The 19300-nt window shown below is 73.6% G+C and carries 16 protein-coding genes; 6 read left to right on the top strand and 10 right to left on the bottom strand.

The annotated features are described in order from the left end of the window. Positions 1–29: 29 nt before the first annotated feature. Both ACIB24_RS05510 and ACIB24_RS05515 read right to left on the bottom strand, forming a co-directional pair. Complete coding sequence (locus ACIB24_RS05510; RefSeq protein WP_398276291.1) at positions 30–1676, bottom strand: DNA repair helicase XPB; 1647 nt, start codon at positions 1674–1676, stop codon at positions 30–32. 32 nt (positions 1677–1708) lie between these two features. Next, positions 1709–2407, bottom strand: a complete 699-nt coding sequence (locus ACIB24_RS05515; protein ID WP_398276294.1) for a TetR/AcrR family transcriptional regulator — start codon at positions 2405–2407, stop codon at positions 1709–1711. Positions 2408–2544: 137 nt separating this feature from the next. On the opposite strand from ACIB24_RS05515, the gene ACIB24_RS05520 reads away from it, so the two are divergent. The 3 genes from ACIB24_RS05520 (at position 2545) to ACIB24_RS05530 (ending at position 8078) form a co-directional block, all read left to right on the top strand. After that, on the top strand, positions 2545–5493 hold the full coding sequence (locus ACIB24_RS05520; protein ID WP_398276296.1) for an MMPL family transporter: 2949 nt from the start codon (positions 2545–2547) through the stop codon (positions 5491–5493). Then, a complete protein-coding gene (locus tag ACIB24_RS05525) occupies positions 5493–7028 on the top strand; it encodes a YhgE/Pip domain-containing protein (protein WP_398276298.1) in 1536 nt (511 codons plus the stop codon). The genes ACIB24_RS05520 and ACIB24_RS05525 overlap by 1 nt, the downstream gene beginning before the upstream one ends. Before the next feature lie 177 nt (positions 7029–7205). After that, positions 7206–8078: a patatin-like phospholipase family protein gene (locus tag ACIB24_RS05530; RefSeq protein ID WP_398276301.1), complete on the top strand. Its 873-nt coding sequence runs from the start codon at positions 7206–7208 to the stop codon at positions 8076–8078. Positions 8079–8154: 76 nt separating this feature from the next. Here ACIB24_RS05530 and ACIB24_RS05535 read toward each other — a convergent pair whose 3' ends face one another. Beyond that, positions 8155–8325, bottom strand: a complete 171-nt coding sequence (locus tag ACIB24_RS05535; RefSeq protein ID WP_398276304.1) for a hypothetical protein — start codon at positions 8323–8325, stop codon at positions 8155–8157. Between the two features lie 142 nt (positions 8326–8467). Beyond that, complete coding sequence (locus ACIB24_RS05540; RefSeq protein ID WP_398276307.1) at positions 8468–10852, bottom strand: helicase-associated domain-containing protein; 2385 nt, start codon at positions 10850–10852, stop codon at positions 8468–8470. 93 nt (positions 10853–10945) lie between these two features. Between ACIB24_RS05540 and ACIB24_RS05545 the strand changes: the two genes are divergently transcribed. The 3 genes from ACIB24_RS05545 (at position 10946) to ACIB24_RS05555 (ending at position 14804) form a co-directional block, all read left to right on the top strand. Next, entirely contained in the window at positions 10946–11401 is a 456-nt protein-coding gene (locus ACIB24_RS05545) for a MaoC family dehydratase (protein WP_398276310.1), read from the top strand. Between the two features lie 87 nt (positions 11402–11488). After that, positions 11489–13471 (top strand): amino acid transporter, encoded by a 1983-nt coding sequence (locus ACIB24_RS05550; RefSeq protein ID WP_398276313.1) that lies wholly within the window; start codon positions 11489–11491, stop codon positions 13469–13471. 103 nt (positions 13472–13574) lie between these two features. Then, entirely contained in the window at positions 13575–14804 is a 1230-nt protein-coding gene (locus ACIB24_RS05555; RefSeq protein WP_398276316.1) for an acyltransferase family protein, read from the top strand. Positions 14805–14888: 84 nt separating this feature from the next. On the opposite strand, the gene ACIB24_RS05560 is transcribed toward ACIB24_RS05555, so the two are convergent. From ACIB24_RS05560 to ACIB24_RS05585, 6 genes are all read right to left on the bottom strand, one after another. Next, positions 14889–15119 (bottom strand): ferredoxin, encoded by a 231-nt coding sequence (locus tag ACIB24_RS05560; RefSeq protein WP_398276318.1) that lies wholly within the window; start codon positions 15117–15119, stop codon positions 14889–14891. Between the two features lies 1 nt (position 15120). After that, positions 15121–16368 (bottom strand): NADH-ubiquinone oxidoreductase-F iron-sulfur binding region domain-containing protein, encoded by a 1248-nt coding sequence (locus ACIB24_RS05565; RefSeq protein ID WP_398276320.1) that lies wholly within the window; start codon positions 16366–16368, stop codon positions 15121–15123. Next, entirely contained in the window at positions 16365–16955 is a 591-nt protein-coding gene (locus tag ACIB24_RS05570) for a ferric reductase-like transmembrane domain-containing protein (protein WP_398276322.1), read from the bottom strand. The genes ACIB24_RS05565 and ACIB24_RS05570 overlap by 4 nt, the downstream gene beginning before the upstream one ends. Then, positions 16952–17899 (bottom strand): FAD:protein FMN transferase, encoded by a 948-nt coding sequence (locus ACIB24_RS05575; protein WP_398276325.1) that lies wholly within the window; start codon positions 17897–17899, stop codon positions 16952–16954. The genes ACIB24_RS05570 and ACIB24_RS05575 overlap by 4 nt, the downstream gene beginning before the upstream one ends. 8 nt (positions 17900–17907) lie before the next feature. After that, the gene (locus tag ACIB24_RS05580) at positions 17908–18162 is read right to left on the bottom strand and encodes a hypothetical protein (protein WP_398276328.1); all 255 of its coding nucleotides are present in this window, start codon (positions 18160–18162) and stop codon (positions 17908–17910) included. Positions 18163–18265: 103 nt separating this feature from the next. Then, positions 18266–19228, bottom strand: a complete 963-nt coding sequence (locus tag ACIB24_RS05585; protein ID WP_398276331.1) for a helix-turn-helix transcriptional regulator — start codon at positions 19226–19228, stop codon at positions 18266–18268. Between the last annotated feature and the right edge of the window lie 72 nt (positions 19229–19300).

Raw genomic sequence — 19300 nt, forward strand, 5'->3', positions numbered from 1 at the left:
ACTGAGCGCCCGTCTCCCGAGGCGGGTGCTCAGTCGAACGCGGCGACGTCCTCAGCGTCCACGATGCGGTAGGCGTAGCCCTGCTCGGCGAGGAACCGTTGCCGGTGCGCGGCGAACTCCTGGTCGAGGGTGTCGCGGGAGACCACCGCGTAGAACCGGGCCCCGCGCCCGTCGGCTTTGGGGCGCAGCAGCCGGCCGAGGCGCTGGGCCTCCTCCTGGCGTGACCCGAACGAGCCCGAGACCTGGATGGCCACCGAGGCTTCCGGCAGGTCGATGCTGAAGTTGGCGACCTTGCTGACCACCAGCGTCTGCAGTTCCCCGGCCCGGAACGCGTCGAACAACCGCTGTCGCTCGGCCACGCTCGTCTCGCCCTTCAGGACCGGCGCGTCCAGCGTCTCGCCCAGCTCGTCGAGCTGGTCCAGGTACTGGCCGATCACGAGCAGCTGTTCGCCGGCGTGCTTCTTCGCGAGTTCGACCACCACGCGCGACTTCTCGGGCGACGTGGCGCACAGGCGGTACCGCTCGTCGGGCTCGGCCGTCGCGTACACCAGCCGCTCGCTCTCGGGCAGCGTGACCCGCACCTCGACGCAGTCGGCCGGGGCGATGTAGCCCTGTGCCTCGATGTCCTTCCACGGGGCGTCGTAGCGCTTGGGCCCGATCAGGCTGAACACGTCACCCTCGCGGCCGTCCTCGCGCACCAGCGTCGCGGTCAGCCCGAGCCGGCGGCGCGACTGCAGCGAGGCGGTCATCCGGAAGATGGGGGCGGGCAGCAGGTGCACCTCGTCGTAGATGATCAGCCCCCACTCGCGGGCGTCGAACAGCTCGAGGTGCCCGTACGTGCCCTTCCGGCGCGTCGTCATGACCTGGTAGGTCGCGATGGTGACGGGCCGGATCTCCTTACGGGCGCCGGAGTACTCGCCGATCTCGTCCTCCGTCAGCGACGTCCGCGCGATCAGCTCGTCCCGCCACTGCCGGGCGCTCACGGTGTTGGTCACCAGGATCAGCGTCGTGGTGCCGCTCTTGGCCATCGAGGCGGCACCGACCAGGGTCTTGCCCGCGCCGCAGGGCAGGACGACGACCCCCGAGCCGCCGTGCCAGAACCCCTCGACCGCCTCGGCCTGGTACGGCCGCAGCGACCAGCCGTCCTCGGCCAGCGCGATCGGGTGCTTCTCGCCGTCCACGTACCCGGCCAGGTCCTCGGCGGGCCAGCCGAGCTTCAGCAGCACCTGCTTCAGGTTGCCGCGCTCGCTCGGGTGGACGGCGACGCTCTCGGCGTCGATCCGGTCACCGACCATGGGGGCGACCTTCTTGGAGCGCAGCACCTCCTCGAGCACCGGGATGTCGAGGCCGCGCAGCACGAGCCCGTGCGCCGGGTCCTTCACCAGTTGCAGTCGCCCGTAGCGGGCCATGGTCTCCGCGACGTCGACCAGCAGGGCGTGCGGCACCGGGTAGCGCGAGTACTCCAGCAGCACGTCGACGACCTGCTCGGCGTCGTGGCCGGCGGCCCGGGCGTTCCAGAGCCCCAGCGGGGTCAGCCGGTAGGTGTGCACGTGTTCGGGCGCGCGCTCCAGCTCGGCGAACGGGGCGATCGCGCGGCGGCACTCGCCCGCCCGCTCGTGATCGATCTCGAGGAGGAGGGTCTTGTCGCTCTGCACGATCAGGGGGCCGTCGTTCACCACCCGACCTTAAACCGCCACGCGGCTCGGGCTCATTCCTCGGCGGCCTCGGTCAGGGCGGTGAGCAGCGTGAGGACCATGTGCGGGACGTTGCCCTCGCGCGACCCGTCGGGCGTGGCCAGCTCCTCCCGCAGGGAGGCGAGCCAGACCGCCTGGAGGAGTTGCACCGCCTCCGTCGCGGGCACGGTCAGTCGCCGCCCCAGGCTGGCCAGCCCCTCCTCGACCACCGCCGCGGCCTCGGCCTGGGACTCCTCCTGCAGGCCTCGCATCACGGCGCCGAGCTGAGGGTTGCGGATGCAGGCCTGCTCGAACTCGCCGACCATCAGGGCCCACTGCCGGTCCCGCGGCTGGATGGCCAGGAACAGGTTCAGGACGTCGCCCAGCGCCTCGGGCCCGGCCGGGCCGTCCGCGCGCGCGGCCCGGTGCGCCTCGACCGCGGCCTGCAGGTTGGCGACCGTGCGCTCGTGCTCCTGCTCCATCAGCGCGAGCAGCAGCTCGTCCTTGCTGCTGAAGTTCGAGTAGAAGGCGCCGCGGGTGAACCCGGCCGCCTCGCAGATGTCCTCCACCGAGGCCCCGGCCACGCCGCGCTCGGCGAAGACCGTGCGGGCGCCGTCCAGCAGGCGGCTGCGGGTGGCGACCCGGCGCGCGGACAGCTCCGCGCTGCGCTGGGCGCCCTGCGCGCCGGAGCGGGTGCCCGAGCGGCGGGCCCGGACGGCGGCACGTCTGGTCACGGTGTCTCCTTCGACGGTGCTGATCAGGCCCCACCCGGGGTACGGGTACAAGTATGCACCCGATACATTGACGTAGCCGATACATCTTCGTATCGTGACGGGGCCGCCGGGGTCGCCGGCCGTCGAAAGGACTCGACATGTCCACGGTGCTCTACCGGCTGGGCCGGGCGGCCTACCGCGAACGCGGGGTGGTGATCGGCTGCTGGGTGGCTCTGCTCGTCCTGCTCGGGGCGCTCGTGGGCCTGCTCGGCCCGGCCACCGACAACGCCTTCACCATTCCGGGCACGCAGTCGCAGCAGGCGCTCGACCAGCTCAACGTCCAGTTCCCCGAGGCGGCGGGGGGCACCGCGCAGTACGTGGTGGTCGCCCCCCGGGGCGCGAAGATCACCGACGACCCCTTCCGCGGCATCGTTCGGGACGGGGTGCGCCGGCTGGAGGCCCTCCAGCTCACGGGCACGGTCACCGACCCGTTCGCGAAGGACGTCCGGGGCGCGCTCAGCGGCGACGGCCGGGCGGCGCTGATCAATGTCCAGTTGAACCTCAGGTCGCCCTCCGTCACGCCCGACCAGCGGGCCGAACTCGAGGACGCCGTCGCGCCCGTCACCCGGCAGCTCTCGCCGTACGCCGGGCGCGGGGCGGCGGCCGCCCTGGGCGGCCCGGCCCTGGCCACGGAGCAGCCCACCATCTCCCCGACCGAGGGGCTGGGGCTCCTGGTGGCCCTCGTCGTCCTGCTGATCACCTTCGGCTCGCTGCGCGCGGCCGGGATGCCGCTGCTGTCGGCGCTGGCCGGGGTCGGCGTGACCATGACCGTGGTGCTCGGCGCCTCCGCGCTCACCCGGGTCTCGTCCACGGCGCCTCTCCTGGCCCTGATGATCGGCCTGGCGGTCGGCATCGACTACGCCCTGTTCGTGCTGTCCCGGCACCGGCACGAGCTCGCCGAGGGACGGCCGCCGGAGGAGGCGGCCGCGCGCGCCGTCGCCACCGCGGGCAGCGCCGTCGTGTTCGCCGGCCTCACCGTCATCATCGCGCTGCTGGGGCTGGCCGTGGCCCGCATCCCGTTCCTGACGACGATGGGCCTGGCGGCGGCGTTCGCCGTCCTCGTCGCGGTGCTCGTGTCCCTGACCCTGCTGCCCGCCCTGTTCGCGCTCGCGGGCGGCCGGGTCACCCCCAAGGCACGCCGTCATCCGCACCGCCGAACGGGTTTCGCCGGCCGCTGGGTGCATCTGGTGACCCGGGCCCCGCTGGTCACCACGGTCGTGGTGGTGCTCGGCCTGGGGACGGCCGCCCTGCCGGCCCTCGACCTGAGGCTCGCCCTTCCGGACGGCGGGAGCGCTCCGGTCGAGACGTCCCAGCGCCAGACCTACGACCTGGTCAGCGAGCATTTCGGCGCGGGGTACAACGGGCCCCTGCTGATGACCGCCGACATCATCGCCAGCACCGACCCGCTCGGGGTCGTCGACGGCATCGCGAAGCGTCTGCGGGGTCTCGAGGGGGTCGAGGCGGTCACCCTGGCCACCCCCAACCGGACGGCGGACCTCGGGCTGTTCGTGGTGATCCCGACGACCGGGCCCGACTCGCCCGCCACCTCCGCCCTGGTGAACCGGATGCGTGACCTGGCGCCCGAGTTCCGGCGGACCTACGGCGTCGACACCGCGGTGACCGGCCAGACGGCGCTGGCCATCGACGTCTCCGACCGGCTCGGGGCGGCGCTGGTGCCGTTCGGCATCGTCGTGGTCGGGTTGTGCCTGCTGCTGCTCGGGCTGGTCTTCCGCTCGGTCGCGGTGCCGCTGAAAGCGGCCATCGGGTACCTGTTCTCGGTCGGTGTCTCGTTCGGCGCCGTGACCGCGGTCTTCCAGTGGGGTTGGTTCGCCGACCTCCTCGGCGTGCCGAAGACCGGTCCGGTGATCAGCTTCCTGCCGATCATCCTGATGGGCGTGCTGTTCGGCCTGGCCATGGACTACGAGGTCTTCCTGGTCTCCCGGATGCGCGAGATCTACGTGCACACCGGTGACGTCAGAGCGGCCGTGCAGCAGGGCTTCCAGGCCTCGGCCGGGGTGGTGACCGCGGCCGCGGTGATCATGTTCGCCGTGTTCGCCGCGTTCATCCCCGAGGGCGACACCAGCATCAAGCCGATCGCCCTGGCCCTGGCCGTCGGCGTGTTCGTCGACGCCTTCGTGGTCCGGATGACGCTCGTACCGGCCGTTCTCACGCTGCTGGGTCGTTCCGCGTGGTGGCTGCCGGCCTGGCTGGACCGGCGGCTGCCGTCGGTGGACGTCGAGGGTGACGGGCTGCGCCGCGAACTGGCTCTGCAGGACTGGCGGACGCCGGAGGATGCGGCGGTGGTGGCCGAGGAGTTGTCGCTGGAGGGGCCGGCCGGTCCGGTGTTCACCGACGTCGGCATCACCCTGCCCGAGGGGTCGGTGCTGGTCGTGCACGGTGCGGCGGGCTCCGGGAAGACCTCCCTGCTGCTGGTCCTGGCCGGCCGGATGGCGTTCTCCTCCGGCCGTCTACGGGTCGCCGGGGTGAGCCTGCCGGGGCACCGGGCCGCCCTGCGCCGGCGCGTCGGGCTGGGGGAGGTCGTCGGCGTCAACGACCTCGAGGACGGCCTGAGCGTCGAGCAGCACGTGGCCGAGCGGATCGCCGTCCGGTCGGTGCGCCCCTGGGTGTCTCGAGCGGCCGTGAACCGGGTGCTCGACCAGGTGGACGACGCCGTCCTGGCGGCCACGGACTCCCGCCGCCCGCTGGGGCGTCGCACGCTCGTGGCCGACCTCGACCCGTTGCAGCGGCTGCTGCTCGGCTGTGCGTTGGGGCTGATCGGCCGACCGCAGGTGTTGGTGGTCGACGACGTGGACCGGGCGCGGTCCCGGGCGGGCCGGGAGGCCGTGTGGCGCGGGCTCGCCTGGCTGGCCCGGCCGGGGTTGACCGTGGTGGCCACGAGCCAGAGCCCCGAGGACGCCTACGCGGCCGTGCCCGCGGAGCAGTTGTACGTGCTCGACCTGAGCGGGAGCCCCGTGGTGCCCGTCGAACCCGACCGGCCCCTCGAATCGGATGTGCCCGTCGAATCCGATGTGAAAGGCGTTCTCTGATGCTGCCCTTCGGTGCGTTGCCGTGGTTCGAGCTGGCCCGGTTCCGGCGCAGTCGCCTGACGCGGGCCGCCCTCGTCGCGGTGTGCCTCGTGCCGCTGTTCTACGGCGTGCTCTACGTGACCGCGAACTGGGACCCGGTGGGGAACCTCGACCGCGTGCCGGCGGCGATCGTCAACCAGGACAAGATGGTGACGATCACGGACCCGTCGGGCAAGGAACAGGTCGTACCGCTGGGCCGGCAGCTGGCCGGTGCGCTGATCTCGCGGTCGGACGACAACTTCGACTGGTCGCTGCAGAGCGCCGCGGACGCCCGCAAGGGCCTTGAGAACGGCACCTATGCCGCCGTTCTCACCATCCCACCGTCGTTCTCGACGGCGGCCACCTCCGCCGCCCGGGCCAGCGCCGCGACGGACGGCCAGGCGGTCGTCCCGCAGCAGGCCCGACTGCTCGTGCAGACCGACGACGCGCAGAACTACCTGACCGGCACCATCGGCCAGAGCGTGACCGCGGTCGCGACCAGCACGCTGAACGCGCAGATCGCCCAGCAGTACGTCTCGAACCTCTACGTCGGGTTCGGCACGCTGCACGACCAGCTCTACAAGGCGGCCGGGGGTGCCGACTTCCTGGCGGACGGGGCGAAGAACCTCGACAGCGGGCTGAAGGCCCAGCAGTCGGCCCTGTCCGGTCTGGCTGCGGGCTGCCGGGCTTCGGGGGCCTCGGCCGCCTACTGCAGTCAGGTCGCCTCCGTCGCGGGCAGCACGTCGATGCTGGCGGCGGGCGCCGCCGGCCTCCACGACGGGACCGGCGAGCTGGCCGACGGGCTCACGACGGCCGTCACGAAGATCCCGGACCTGACCCCCGAGCAGCGCCAGGGCCTGGCCACGGCGGCCACCACGCCGGTCGTCGCCGAGGTGCACCGGGACAACGCGGTCAACAGCAACGGTGCCGGGCTCGCGCCCTACTTCATGGCCCTGGCCCTGTGGGTCGGCGGGATGGCGATCTACCTGCTGCTGCGCGCGGTCTCGCCCCGGGCCCTGGCCTCCACCGCCGGCAGCCTGCGCGTGGCGCTGGCCGGGTTCGTCCCCGGGGCGGTGCTGGCCGTCGTCCAGGCGTTCCTGCTGGTGCTCGTCCTGACCCTCGCGGTCGGGGTGAAGGTCTCGTGGCTGCCCGCCGTCCTGGTGTTCGCCGTGGTCGTGGCCCTCACGTTCACCGCGATCAACCAGGCCCTGGTCGCCCTGTTCGGCGGGGCCGGCCGGTTCGTCGGCCTGATCCTGATCAGCCTGCAGCTCGCGTCGGCGGGCGGCACCTACCCGATCGGCACCGCCCCCGGGTTCTTCGGGGTCGCGCACGACCTGCTGCCCATGACCTACGCGGTCTCGGGGCTGCGCACTCTGATCGCGGGCGGCTCCGGGGCGGTGCCGGCGCTGCTGGTGCTGTTCCTGTGGCTCGGACTCGCCGTGGGCGTGACGACGTTCGCGGTGGCCCGGCGTCGGACGTGGACGGTCGGCACCCTGCACCCCACGCTGGCCGCCTGAAAACCCGTTGCGACCCGCGGCCGGCCGGTCGTAGCGTGCAGTCGATCGTGATCCGACGACAGGAGGTGAGTCCCGTGAACGCAGTGACCACCGGGTGCTCCCCGTCGTCCACGATCGTGCGGCTGAGGTAGTCGTCGCCGGGAGCGCCGTGCAGGCAGACCTCGAAAGGCGACTCCCATGAACACTTCTGCACCCACCCGCGCCCTCGTCCTCGGCGGCGGCGGGTCGACCGGCAACGCCTGGCTGATCGGCGTCCTCGCCGGCCTGGCCGACGCCGGGCTCGACGTGACCGGCGCCGACCTGATCGTCGGCACCTCCGCCGGCTCCACCGCCGCCGCGCAGATCACCGGCACCCCGCTGCCCGAACTCCTCGATCTGACGCTGACCTCCGTCCCACCGCAGCAGGCCTACTACGCGCGGGGCGCAGCCGGCGCGGCCCAGGAGCAGATGGACCGGCTCGTCCGGCTCGCGGCCACCTCGCCGGACCCGGCCGAGTTCCGCCGCCGGCTCGGGGCGTCGGCCCTCGAACGGGAGGCGGCGACCGAGGGCGACTGGTCGACCCGGTGGCGCGGCCTGGTGGAGGCCCGCTTCACGCGACGCGACTGGCCGGACCCGGTCCGGATCACCGCGATCGACGCCCGCACCGGTGAATCCGTGGTGTTCGACCGGGCGGCCGGGGTCGACCTGGTCGACGCCGTCGCCGCCAGCTGCTCCAGCGGCCTGCCCTACGCCATCGGTGAGGACCGGTACCTCGACGGCGGATTCCGGCGCTCCAGCGAGAACGCCGACCTGGCCGCCGGTTTCGACCGGGTGCTCGTGCTGTCCCCGTTGGGTGGCCGGTCCCTGGCCCCGGCGGGGTGGGGTTTCGAGCTGGCCGTGCAGGTCGACGAGCTGCGCGCCGGCGGCAGCGACGTCGAGATGGTCTTCCCGCAGGACGAGAGTCTGTTCGGAGTGAACGCGATGGACCTGTCGCTGCGCCCCGCCGCGGCGCGGGCCGGCTTCGACCAGGGCCAGGCCCTCGCCGAGACTCTCACCCCGTTCTGGCGCTGACCCCGGCTGATCGTCGACGAGGCGATCTCGGCTGGAAATAGCAGCTGAGATCGCCTCGTCGACGATTGGGGGCGGGCTACTGCCGGGCCGCGACGACGCCCAGCACGATGATTCCGAGGACCACGCCCAGCAGCAGGTACATCAGCAGGTTGGCCATCAGCAGCAACGCCGACCAGCGCAGGGCCAGCCGGGCGGAGGCCAGGTCGGCGTCGCCGCCGGGGGCGCCGCCAGCCGCCGGGCCCGCCACGCGAAGAACGCGCCGGGGATGCTCAGCACCCCGAGCCCGCAGATCACGATGACGTTCGCGACCAACGACACCCCGGCCAGGCGGCGCACCGACGCGGCGGGCAGGGCGGTCCGGCCGAGACCGGCCACCGGGGCGCCACCGCTCACGCGGGCACCACGCCGATCACCCGGTGCACCGAGTACAACCGGATCTGGCCCGTCTGCCGGTCCAGGGCTCGCACCCGCCCGGCCTCGACGGCCAGCGGTTCGACGATGTGCCGGGCCTGGTGCCCGGCGTTCTCGAGGTAGCCGATCCACACGTCGCGGCGTTCCGCCACGGCATCGCGCAGCACGGCGATCGACCCGGCCGGGTCCATCGTGGGCAGCTCGGGCGGCGTCACGTCGGTCGGTACGGGGCGCCGCCCGTTCTCCTCGACGGCTCGCATCGACCGGACGGCGAGCAGCAGGTCCTCGCGGCCCGGCTCGCCGACCCGCCGGGGCCGGGGCGCCGACGGGGCGCGGCGCGGCTCGGTCTTCGGGATCACCAGGTCGCCGTTCGGGGACTCGGCGGCCGGGGACAGCCCCAGGGAGCGCAGGGTCGACAGGACGACGGGCGCGGCGGCCTGCGCGGCCAGCACCGTCGGGGCCAGGCGGCGCAGGCCCAGCGGCGCGGCCCGGCGGTCGGCCAGCAGTTCGGCGAGGGTGGCCTCGTCGTCGGCGCGCAGGTAGGCCGACGCCGTACCGACCCGCAGCCGACCGTGCCGCCGGGCGCTGTCGTCGACCAGGTAGGTGAGGGGCTGCGGGACGGGCGTGCTCGACACCTTGGCCAGGAAGTCGTGCAGGTCGTCGGCGGTGCGCCCGGCGTCCAGGGCCCGGCGCACCGACGCCGTGCTGAACCGGTACACGGTGGCGGCGCCCCGGCTCTCGACGTCGGCCACCAGTTCCAGTTCGGCGGCCACCGGCTCGGCCACCCGGCCGGGCGCGACCGCCGTCAGGTCGGCCTGGATCAGCACCTGGTCGACGGGGGCCGGCAAGGCGCTCTCGAAAGCCTCTGCTGCAGAACGTGGATCACCGGCCAGCACGGCGGCGCCCGCCGGGCTCAGCGCGCCCGACCCGGTCAGCCCCAGCCAGGCCGCCTCGCTCATGCTGGCCCGCAGCAACTGCACCCGGGCCGCGGCGGTCCGGCGCGGCGCGTACCAGTCGAGCCGGGCCAGCAGGTCCGCCCCGGTGGGATCGCTCAGCGCGGGCCGGTTCTCACCCTCGTCCGGCAACCCGGCCAGTTCGGCCAGCGCCTCGCGGCGCAACCGGGGGGCCAGCGGCCGGTCGACGTCGGGCCCCAGCGCGGCCACCGGGGTCTCCTTGCCGCCGGCGCCGCGCACCCGGCTGCCGACCAGCGACGGAGCCCGCGGTGTCGCCAGCCACGCCGCCGCCACCGCCGCCCACCGGGCGCCCACCGGCAGGGCCCGCCAGTCGTCGTAGGCCGCGGTGGGCAGGAAGTGCGGGTCGATCTCGCCGTCGTCGGCGACCAGCCCGGCCGCCAGGGCGAGTTCCGCGACCAGGGCCGCGAGGCCGTCGTCCAGCTCGAGAAGGGTTGCGGTACGGCGCAGGTCGCGCACCGACAGGCCGCCGCCGCGCAACCGGCTCGGCGGGTCGGTGGCCCACGTGCGGGCCAGCAGCTCGACCAGCCGCACGGCCTCCGACCCGGCCTGGGCGGCCCCGGCGGCCACCTGGCCGACCGGGCGCAGCGTGGTCCGCAGGGCCGGGGGCGCCACGTCCGGTTCCCGGAAGACCCGCCCACCCCGCAGGGCCAGGCCGACCTCGCGGGGCAGGACCACGTGACCGGCGTCGGCGACGGCCAACAACCCGTGCGCGAGAAGCCATTCCACCGGAGAGGCCGCGCTGCCCGCGCGGACCGGCCGGTCGGCGTCCTCGACCTGACCCACGGGCGGGCCCCAGGTGAGCCGCTCCAGCACCGCGCGGGCGCCGTCCCGGACCGGCTCGGGCGCCGCGTCGAGCAGGGCCGCCGCGGTCCCGGGGGCGCCGAGGTGGGCGGCCAACGCTGCGAGAGCCTGCTCGGGGTCACCCGTCGGCGGCAGCCCGAGGTCGTGGAGCAGTTCCTCCAGGCGCTGCGGCGAACGGCGGCCCAGGGCGTCGGCCAGCGGCGGGCCGAGCCCGGCCGGGTGCGGGCCGAGCACGTCGCGCACGGCGCGCACCGGGCGCAGGGCGCGGGGCCCGCCCCAGACCAGGGCCAGGTCGCGCAGGGTGGTCAGCTGCTCGGTGGCGGCCCGGCCCCAGCGCCGCCCGACCTCGGCGGCGGTCACCGGTTCCGGCAGGGCGGCGATCACCTGGACCACCTGGAGGGTCGCCGCGTCCAGCCCGTCGATGGCCCGCTGCACGCTGAGGCGGCCCGCGGCGGCGGTGGCCAGCGTGCCCAGGTCGGGCGGGGGTGGGGTGGCCAGGTCGGGGCGGCGGGCGAGCAGGTCGGCGAGGGCGTCGTCGTCCCGGGCGCGCAGGTCGTCCGCAAGGCTCCGGGGGGCAGGGGTCGCCACGGTCACCACGGTACGGCAGCGGACCAGCACCCGCTCCGCTCGCCGGGCAGGCCGTGGCACCCTGCGTCCACGGTGTGTCTACGGAGGTGGCGAATGGTGCGGGTGGTCGAGGGGATCGTGGGGCTGCTTGAGCTGGTGGGGGAGAGTCTCGGGCCCTCCTCGTGGGTCGAGGTCACGCAGGAGATGGTCGACGCCTTCGCGGCGGCGACGGGCGACCACCAGTGGATCCACGTGGATGTCGAACGGGCGCAGGCCGGGCCGTTCGGCGGACCGATCGCCCACGGCTACCTGACCCTGTCGCTGATCCCGCGGTTCCTGCCCGAGCTGATCGAGGCGCGCGGGTTCTCGATGGGGGTCAACTACGGCTGCGAGAGGGTCCGGTTCCCGACCCCCGTTCCGGTCGGACGGCGGGTGCGGGCCGGGATGGTCGTCGACGAGGTCACCGAGGTGGCCGGCGGGGCGCAGTTCCGGGCCACGATCACGATCGAGCTGGAGGAGGCGGCGAAGCCGGCCTGCGTCGCCGTCGTCCTGCTGCGCCGCTACCTCTGAGGGTCTTCACGCGTTTTTCACGCCTGAACGGCCCAGATCACGCCGCTGCCGCGCGTTCTCGCGCTGCGGCGGCGTGATGATGGCCGGGTGGCTACGCAGGACGAGATCATCCCGGTTCAGGTGATCGAGAGACCGGCCGAACCGAGCCGAGGTTTCAAGGGCTGGCTGCTGGAGGGTCTGGCCGACCGGTCGAGGCGCCATCAGGGGCCGCACGCCGTCCCGCACCAGGAGCACCCGCGCCACCCGTGGTGGCAGGTCATGTGCCTGACGGGCGTCGACTACTTCTCCACCCTCGGCTACCAGCCGGGCATCGCCGCGCTGGCCGCGGGCGCCGTCGCCCCCTTCGCCACGCTCGTGCTCGTCGCGCTGACGCTGCTCGGCGCGCTGCCGGTCTACCGCCGGGTGGCCCGCGAGAGCCCCCACGGAGAGGGGTCGATCGCGCTGCTGGAGCGCGTGCTGCCCTGGTGGGCGGGCAAGCTGTTCGTGCTCGTGCTGCTCGGGTTCGCGGCCACGGACTTCCTGATCACGATCACCCTGTCGGCGGCCGACGCGACCGCGCACGTCGAGGAGAACCCGTTCGCGCCGAGCTTTCTCGAGGGCCACACCGTGCTGATCACCCTGGTGCTGGTGGCGGCGCTGGCCGCCGTGTTCCTGCGCGGGTTCACCGAGGCCATCGGCATCGCGGTGGTGCTGGTGGTGCTCTACCTGAGCCTGAACGCGGTCGTCGTCGTCGCGTCGCTGGTCGAGATCGTGCAGTCGCCGCACCTCGTCACCCAGTGGCAGAACCTGCTGCGCACCGAGCATCCGAACTGGCTCGCCGTCGTCGGGGTCGCCCTGCTCGTGTTCCCCAAACTGGCTCTCGGGCTCTCGGGTTTCGAGACCGGGGTGGCCGTGATGCCGCAGATCAAGGGGGCCGTCGACGACACGGACCGGCACCCGCACGGCCGGATCCGCGGAGCGCACCGGCTGCTGACGACGGCCGCGCTGATCATGAGCGTCTTCCTGATCCTGTCCAGCTTCATCACGTCGGTGCTGGTCCCGCAGGACGCCCTGCAGAAGGGCGGCGAGGCCAACGGCCGGGCCCTGGCCTACCTGGCTCACGAGCACCTGGGCTCCGCGTTCGGGACGGTCTACGACCTGAGCACGATCGCCATCCTCTGGTTCGCCGGCGCCTCGGCCATGGCCGGGCTGCTCAACCTCGTCCCCCGATACCTCCCGAGGTACGGCATGGCCCCGCACTGGGCACGCGCCGTCCGGCCCCTGGTCCTGGTCTTCGGTGCGGTGGCGCTGTTCGTCACCTGGTCCTTCGACGCGGATGTCGACGCGCAGGGCGGTGCGTACGCCACCGGCGTCCTGGTGCTCATCACCTCGGCGGCGGTGGCCGTCACGCTCTCGGCCCACCGCCACCGTGAGCGGGGGTGGACGGCGGCCTTCGCCGCCGTGGCGGCCGTCTTCACCTACACGACGGTCGCCAACGTGATCGAACGTCCGGACGGCGTCCGCATCGGTGCGTGCTTCATCGCGGCGATCCTGGTGGTCTCCTTCGCGTCCCGGGTCCGGCGGGCGTTCGAGCTGCGGGCCACCTCGATCTCGTTCGACGAGCGGGCCCGGGAGTACGTCGAGGCGGCCGCGAAGTGCGGGACCCTACGGATCGTCGCCAACGAGCCGGGTGCCCGGGACGCGCGTGAGTACCGGGAGAAGACGCTCGAGGTCCGGCACGACAACGACGTGCCGAAGTGGGCACCGTTGGTCTTCCTCGAGGTGACCGTCACGGACGCCTCGGACTTCGAGACCGAGTTGCACGTGGAGGGGGAGGAACGGTTCGGGTACCGCATCCTCAAGGTCCGCAGCCCCGCGATCGCCAACACCGTGGCCGACCTGTTGCTGGCCATGCGCGAGATGACCGGGCTGGTGCCGCACGTCTACTTCAGCTGGACCGAGGGCAACCCGGTGCTCAACCTGCTGCGCTTCCTCTGGATCGGTGACGGCGAGGTGGCCCCCGTGACCCGTGAGGTGTTGCGAGAGGCTGAGCCCGACCCGGAGCGGCGACCCCGGGTACACGTCAGCTGAGGGTCACCGGGATCAATGGCGACATAAGGAAATGCCATCTTCCGGGTACTGTGCGTAAGGGCGGTGGCGTGGATCACGTCCCGCCCCTTACTCTCCGGTATTTATGAGCAGCGCTGCCCCCCAGAGACTGGACTCCCTGACCGGCCTGCGCGGCGTGTTCTCCACGACGGTCTTCGTGGGCCATGTCGCGGCCAGCTGGATCTTCGCCTACGAGTTCAGCAAGGTGATGCTCGGCATCATCGTGGGGCCCGGCCAGGCCGCGGTCGGCTGGTTCTTCATGACCAGCGGTTTCGTCCTCGTGTGGATCGCCCGGCCGCACGAGAAGCCCCGGGACTTCTTCCGCCGCCGGATCGCCAAGATCTTCCCGAACCACCTGGTCACGTGGGGTGCCGGTGCGGTCCTGCTGTACACCCTCGGCACGTGGACCGGCTGGAAGGTGCTGCCCAGTCTCGTCCTGGTCCACGCGTGGATCCCGCTGCCGGCCGTGCTGATCAACGTCGACGGCCCGAACTGGTCGCTGTCGAACGAGGCCTTCTTCTACCTGCTCTTCCCGCTGACCCTGGTCTGGGTCCGCCGGATCCGCCCCGAACGCCTGTACGCCTGGGTCATCGCCCTCGTCGGGATCATCTGGGCCTGGACGATCTTCGTCGCCGTGGTTCTGCCCTCCGGCGACAAGATCTGGGGCCTGGTCCCGTCGGTGCCCTTCTACTTCCTGATGTGGTTCCCGCCGGCGCGACTGCCGGAGTTCCTGCTCGGCATGATCATCGCCCGGATGGTCATGGAGGGGCAGTGGAAGCGCGTGCACGGCGGCTGGACCGTCGGTCTGTTGCTGGCCGCGTGGGCGCTCTCGCTCGTCATCCCGAGGCCCTTCGGCTTCGTGGCGCCGTTCCTGCCCGGCATGGTGCTGATGACCGGCAACGCCGCCGTGGCCGACCTGTCCGGCGTCAAGCAGCGTTTCGCCAAGCCGTGGCTGGTCTGGCTGGGTGACCGGTCGTTCGCGTTCTACCTGATCCACCTGTTGGTGCTCACCTACGCGCTGCGCCTCTTCGGGCCCGAGCCTGAGCGTTTCGGCCCCGGTCTGTGGGCGTGGCCGCTCGGCCTGCTCTACGTGCTCGCCTGCCTGGCCGTCTCGATCTACCTGGCCCACCTGCTGCACACCAAGGTCGAACTCCCGGCCATGCGCAAGTGGGGGCGGGCGGCCCGGGCGCCGAAGTCGGCGGCGCCGACCGAGGTGACGGCGACGGAGGTGTCCGCGACGGACGTGGCGGCGGCCGAGGCGGCGAAGGCGCAGGTGGACGACGTCCCCTCGCCGCAGGGCGAGCCCGCCCGCTAGGAACTGTCGTGATCATGCACAAACGCATGATCCGAGCCTCTGAGCGTCAGGTTCACCGGACGAGAATCATGCGTTTGTGCATGATCACGACGAAGAAAGACGGAGCGCGAGGCGGGGGCACATCCGGACCGCCTGGCGGGCCGGCTGTTCCAGACCGTCCGGGACGGCGCCCAGCACCCCCGGGGGCCGGTCGCCGGCGCCGCCGTGGGGCAGCGGGTAACCCCACGGGTCCTCACTCAGCAGTTCGGGCAGCAGGTCGGCGCACAACCCGCGGCCCTGGCAGGCGGTCCAGTCGATCGACAGCTGTCGGGCCATCTCAGGCCACCTCCCGCCGGGCGACGAGACAGTGCCCGTGCCGGTGCGCCTCGACGTCGGCCGCGAAGGTGCTCAGCGTGCTGGAGACCAGGCCGGCCGTACCGTCGGGGTGGCGGCAGGCGCCCCGGCCGGTGACGATCCCGGCGGCCTGGGCGATGGCCCCGACCAGGTCGAGCCCGGCGGAGCCGGCCGCGGTCGGCCGGGCCAGCCGCTCGGTCAGGTCCGCGAGGTGGGGCAGCCCGAACCGGCAGGGCCCGCATTGGCCGGCCGACTGCTCGGCCAGGTAGCGCACGATCGACGCGGTCAGCCCAAGACCGCACTGCGCCCCGATCGGGATGATCACCCCCGCACCGGGTCTCGCCCCCTGGCGGGCCAGGTCCTCGGTGGCCAGGGTGACGCCGGCCGCCGACGGCAGCCACCGTCCGTGGTAGCCGCCGACCAGTACCGGGCCCGCGGTGCCCGGCGGCCAGCCCACCTGCTCCAGCAGGCGCTCCAGCCGGGTCTCGGGGTCCACCTCGTGCACGACGCCCCGGCCCGAGGGGGCGTAGACGGTGGTCAGCCGGGTGCCGGCGACCCTCCTCGACGGGTCGGTGGTGTGGGCCGCGCGGACCAGGAGGGCCAGCTGGGCCAGGGTCTCCACGTTCTGCACCAGGGTCGGCCGGCCGTCGAGCCCGCGCCGGACGACCCGCTCGGTCCCGCCGCGGGGCACCGCCCGGTCACCGGCCAGCGCCGCGACCACCGCGGTCTCCTGCCCGGCCACGAAGCCAGGAGCGGCCGCGACGACGCGCACGCTCGCCGGGGCCGCCCCCGCCGTCCGTCCGGCCCGCTCGCGTTCGGCCAGGGCCCGGCGGACGCCGTCCACCGCGGCGGCGTGCAGGTACAGCACGATCTCCCGGGCGCCGACCGCGACCGCCGCGGCCTGGGCCCCGTCGATCACCAGGTGCGGGGCCGACCTCAGCAGGGCCCGGTCCTTCAGGCTGGCCGGTTCGCCCTCGCTGCCGTTGCCGATGACGAGCGGGCGGCCCAGGGTCGAGTTCGACGCCACCGCACGCAGTTTCGTCGCGGTCGGGAAGCCGGCGCCGCCGCGGCCGCGCAGGTGCTCGCGTTCGGCGGCGCCGAGCACCTCCTCCGCGTGCAGCGACGGCAGCGGGCCGTGCGCGCCCAGGTGGGCGGCCAGGTCGGGGCCCGGGGCCGCCAGCATCCGGACGCGCACGTGGGGGACCGCGAAGTCCTGGTCGAGGGTGGTCATCGGAGGGCCTCCTGCCGGGGTCGGGATGCGGTGCGGGCTGCGGGGCGGCGTGCTGCGGCCGGCGTCTCCTGAAGGGCCGGGTGGATCACCAGGGCGCCGGCGACCGCCGCGAGGCAGGCGACGTCGACGGCGATCATCCAGAGGCTTGTGCGGTCGGTGCCGGTGAAGACGCCGTGCAGCAGGGCCATCGGCCAGAGGGCGTAAGCGGCCAGGTGGACGCCGCGCCAGGCCTTCAGGGGCAACCGGTCGCGCGCGAGGCTGGTCACCACGAGGGCGAGCGTGAGATCGAGAGCCAGGGTGCCGAGACCGGTCCACAGGGGCCGGTACTCGGCCGTGAAGGGCAGTACCAGGTCGACGACCCTCAGCTGTGCATACGGATCGAACATCAGGGTCGTCACGTGCACCACGAGGAACACGACGGCCATCAGCGCGGTGCTGCGGTGCACGGTCACGACCGCCAGCCGGGGCAGGCCGAGGAACGAGCGGCCGCGCCGGGTCGCGATGCCCAGCACCACGACCGTGGTGAGCAGGACCAGCGACACCACGCCGCTGCCGCGGGCCAGGTACCACAGTGCGTCGGTACTCATGCCGCTCTCCGTGGTTCGGCGGGCCAGCCCTGCAGGGTCACGACGGAGCCGTCGGCGTGCACCAGCCGGGCCGGGCCCCCGGCGCGGCGCAGCCTGGCCACGGCCCCGGCGCCCCGCACCAGCGCCGCCGTCGTCGCGGTGTTCGCGGCGACGCACGAGGCGGCGGCCACGCTGACCGTCCGCCACACCGGCTCGGCGGGCAGGCCCGTGCGCGGGTCGAGGATGTGGTGCACCAGCCGGGTGCCGTGCCGCCAGCGCCGGCTCAGGGTGCTGGAGGTGGCCAGACCGCCGCCGTGCAGCGCGACCACGGTGGCCGGCTGGTCGGCGCCGTCCTGCACCCGGACCTGCCAGCCGAGCGCGGGCGACGGCCCGGCGGTGGCGAGGTCGCCACCGAGCGAGACCAGCACTCCCGTGCCGAGTTGCGCGTGCACGCGGGCCGCGGCCAGGTCGGCCGCCCGGGCCTTGGCGGTGGCCCCCAGGTCGAGCCGGACGCCGGGGGCCAGTCGCAGCCGGTGCCCGTCGAGGAGGACCCGTTCGGCGACCGGCGCGTGGACCCTCCGGACGACGGTGACCGGCACGCCGAGCGCCGGTTCCCGGGCCGCGACGGCGGCGAAGTCCTCGGTGTAGCCCAGGGCGTGCAGCGCGTCGGCGAGCGTCGGGTCGACGTCACCGTCGCTGAGCCGGGCCGCGGTGATCGCCGCGTGCACGAGATCGGCCAGCACGGGCGAGATCTGGGTGTCCACCCCGCCGTCGGCCGAGCGAGGCAGCATCATCAGCTCGCTGTCGGCCCGGAACCGGCTGGCGGCCGCGTCCACCCAGGCCAGCTGTTCGCGCACGAGGTGCGCGGCGTCGTCGGCCAGGTCCGGGTCGGTCACCAGCACCCGGGCGACCGTCCCCCAGACCGGCCACTGCCGGGCGTTGTCCGGCACGGGAAGCGTCTCCACGAGCGGCATCACGACCCCCCGGAGGTGACGGACCCCGAGCCGCTGCCGCCGCTCAGGGTGCTCGAGGAGTCCGAATCGCTCCAGCTGGAGCCGGAACTCGAGTCGTCGGAACCCGTGGTGGCGGTCGTGCCCGTCGAGGTGTCGTCACTCGTGCTCGCGGCGTGGGCCGCGATCGCGACCCCCAGCGTGCCCGCGACGGCCACCCCGGCGATCGCGGCGGTGACCGATCGGGCCAGCCGCCCGGCGTCGTCCCGGCTGTTCATCGTCCTGCTCCTCTCGTCGTCTGAGCAGGAGCGTGGAACTCCGGTCTGGGCGTCTGCCGGAGTGAACCTGGGAGTCGCCGGTGGATGCCTGACGGGTGTGGCGTCAGCCCGCCGCGCGGGCGTAGCGCTGCGAGATCGCCCGGACGGCGGCCCGCAGCTCCTCGGGGCCGCGCACCTCGAAGTCCCAGCCGAGGTAGGCCATCCAGCGAGCCAGGTCGTCCGCGTCGTCCGCCCCGATCGACAGCAGGCAGCGGTCGGCGCCGAGCGCGGTGACCATCCCCTCGCTCCACGCACCCATCCGGGCCACGACCTGCTCGGCGCCCGCGTGCACCACCACCTCGCCGTGGAACTTCTGCCGCACCCGGCGGGCGTTGCGGGACACGTAGGCGGCGACGTCCTCCTCGGGCAGTGGGCGCGGCCGGAACCGGTGCCCGATCCCGGTCGGTTCGCTGAGCCGGTCGACCCGGAAGGTGCGCCAGTCGTCGCGGTCGCCGTCCCAGGCGACCAGGTACCAGCGCCGCCCCCAGTTCACCAGGCGGTGCGGTTCGACCCGGCGTTCGGTGGCGGCGCCGGAATGGTCGGAGTACTGGAACCGGACCCGCTCGTGGTCGCGGGCGGCGGCGGCCAGCAGGGCCAGGACCCGCGAGTCGACCTGCGGCCCGCCCCGGCCCCCGGCGACCCGGACCGTGTAGGCCTGGAGCGCTTCCACCTGTGCCGCAAGGCGTTTGGGGAGCACCTGCTGCAGTTTGGCGAGCGCCCGCAACGACGTCTCCTCGATGCCCTCGACCGCCCCGCCCGCCACCGTGCGCAGGCTGACCGCGATGGCCACGGCCTCGTCGTCCTCCAGCAGCAGCGGCGGCATCGCCGTCCCGGCGGCCAGCCGGTAGCCGCCGACGGCGCCGCGCGTGGCCTCGACCGGGTAGCCCGGGTCGCGCAGCCGCTCGACGTCGTTGCGGACCGTGCGGGTGCTCACCTCGAGCTTGCGGGCGAGCTCGGGGCCGGGCCACTCGCGCGGGGTCTGGAGCAGTGAGAGCAGCTGGAGCAGGCGGGCGGAGGTCTGGCTCATGGGATCGAGATTAGATCCGAATGCGGAAGGAAACCTTCCTATTGGCTGTCTAGCTTCGCCGTCGAACCGATC

It is taken from the genome of Spongisporangium articulatum, assembly GCF_044465595.1.
GTDB lineage: Bacteria > Actinomycetota > Actinomycetes > Actinomycetales > Kineosporiaceae > Spongisporangium > Spongisporangium articulatum.

Coding starts and splice junctions, on each gene's coding strand:
- ACIB24_RS05520 (WP_398276296.1), top strand. CDS start 2,545: ATGTCCACGGTGCTCTACCGGCTGGGCCGGGCGGCCTACCGCGAACGC.
- ACIB24_RS05525 (WP_398276298.1), top strand. CDS start 5,493: ATGCTGCCCTTCGGTGCGTTGCCGTGGTTCGAGCTGGCCCGGTTCCGG.
- ACIB24_RS05530 (WP_398276301.1), top strand. CDS start 7,206: ATGAACACTTCTGCACCCACCCGCGCCCTCGTCCTCGGCGGCGGCGGG.
- ACIB24_RS05545 (WP_398276310.1), top strand. CDS start 10,946: ATGGTGCGGGTGGTCGAGGGGATCGTGGGGCTGCTTGAGCTGGTGGGG.
- ACIB24_RS05555 (WP_398276316.1), top strand. CDS start 13,575: ATGAGCAGCGCTGCCCCCCAGAGACTGGACTCCCTGACCGGCCTGCGC.
- ACIB24_RS05560 (WP_398276318.1), bottom strand. CDS start 15,119: ATGGCCCGACAGCTGTCGATCGACTGGACCGCCTGCCAGGGCCGCGGG.
- ACIB24_RS05565 (WP_398276320.1), bottom strand. CDS start 16,368: ATGACCACCCTCGACCAGGACTTCGCGGTCCCCCACGTGCGCGTCCGG.
- ACIB24_RS05570 (WP_398276322.1), bottom strand. CDS start 16,955: ATGAGTACCGACGCACTGTGGTACCTGGCCCGCGGCAGCGGCGTGGTG.
- ACIB24_RS05580 (WP_398276328.1), bottom strand. CDS start 18,162: ATGAACAGCCGGGACGACGCCGGGCGGCTGGCCCGATCGGTCACCGCC.
- ACIB24_RS05585 (WP_398276331.1), bottom strand. CDS start 19,228: ATGAGCCAGACCTCCGCCCGCCTGCTCCAGCTGCTCTCACTGCTCCAG.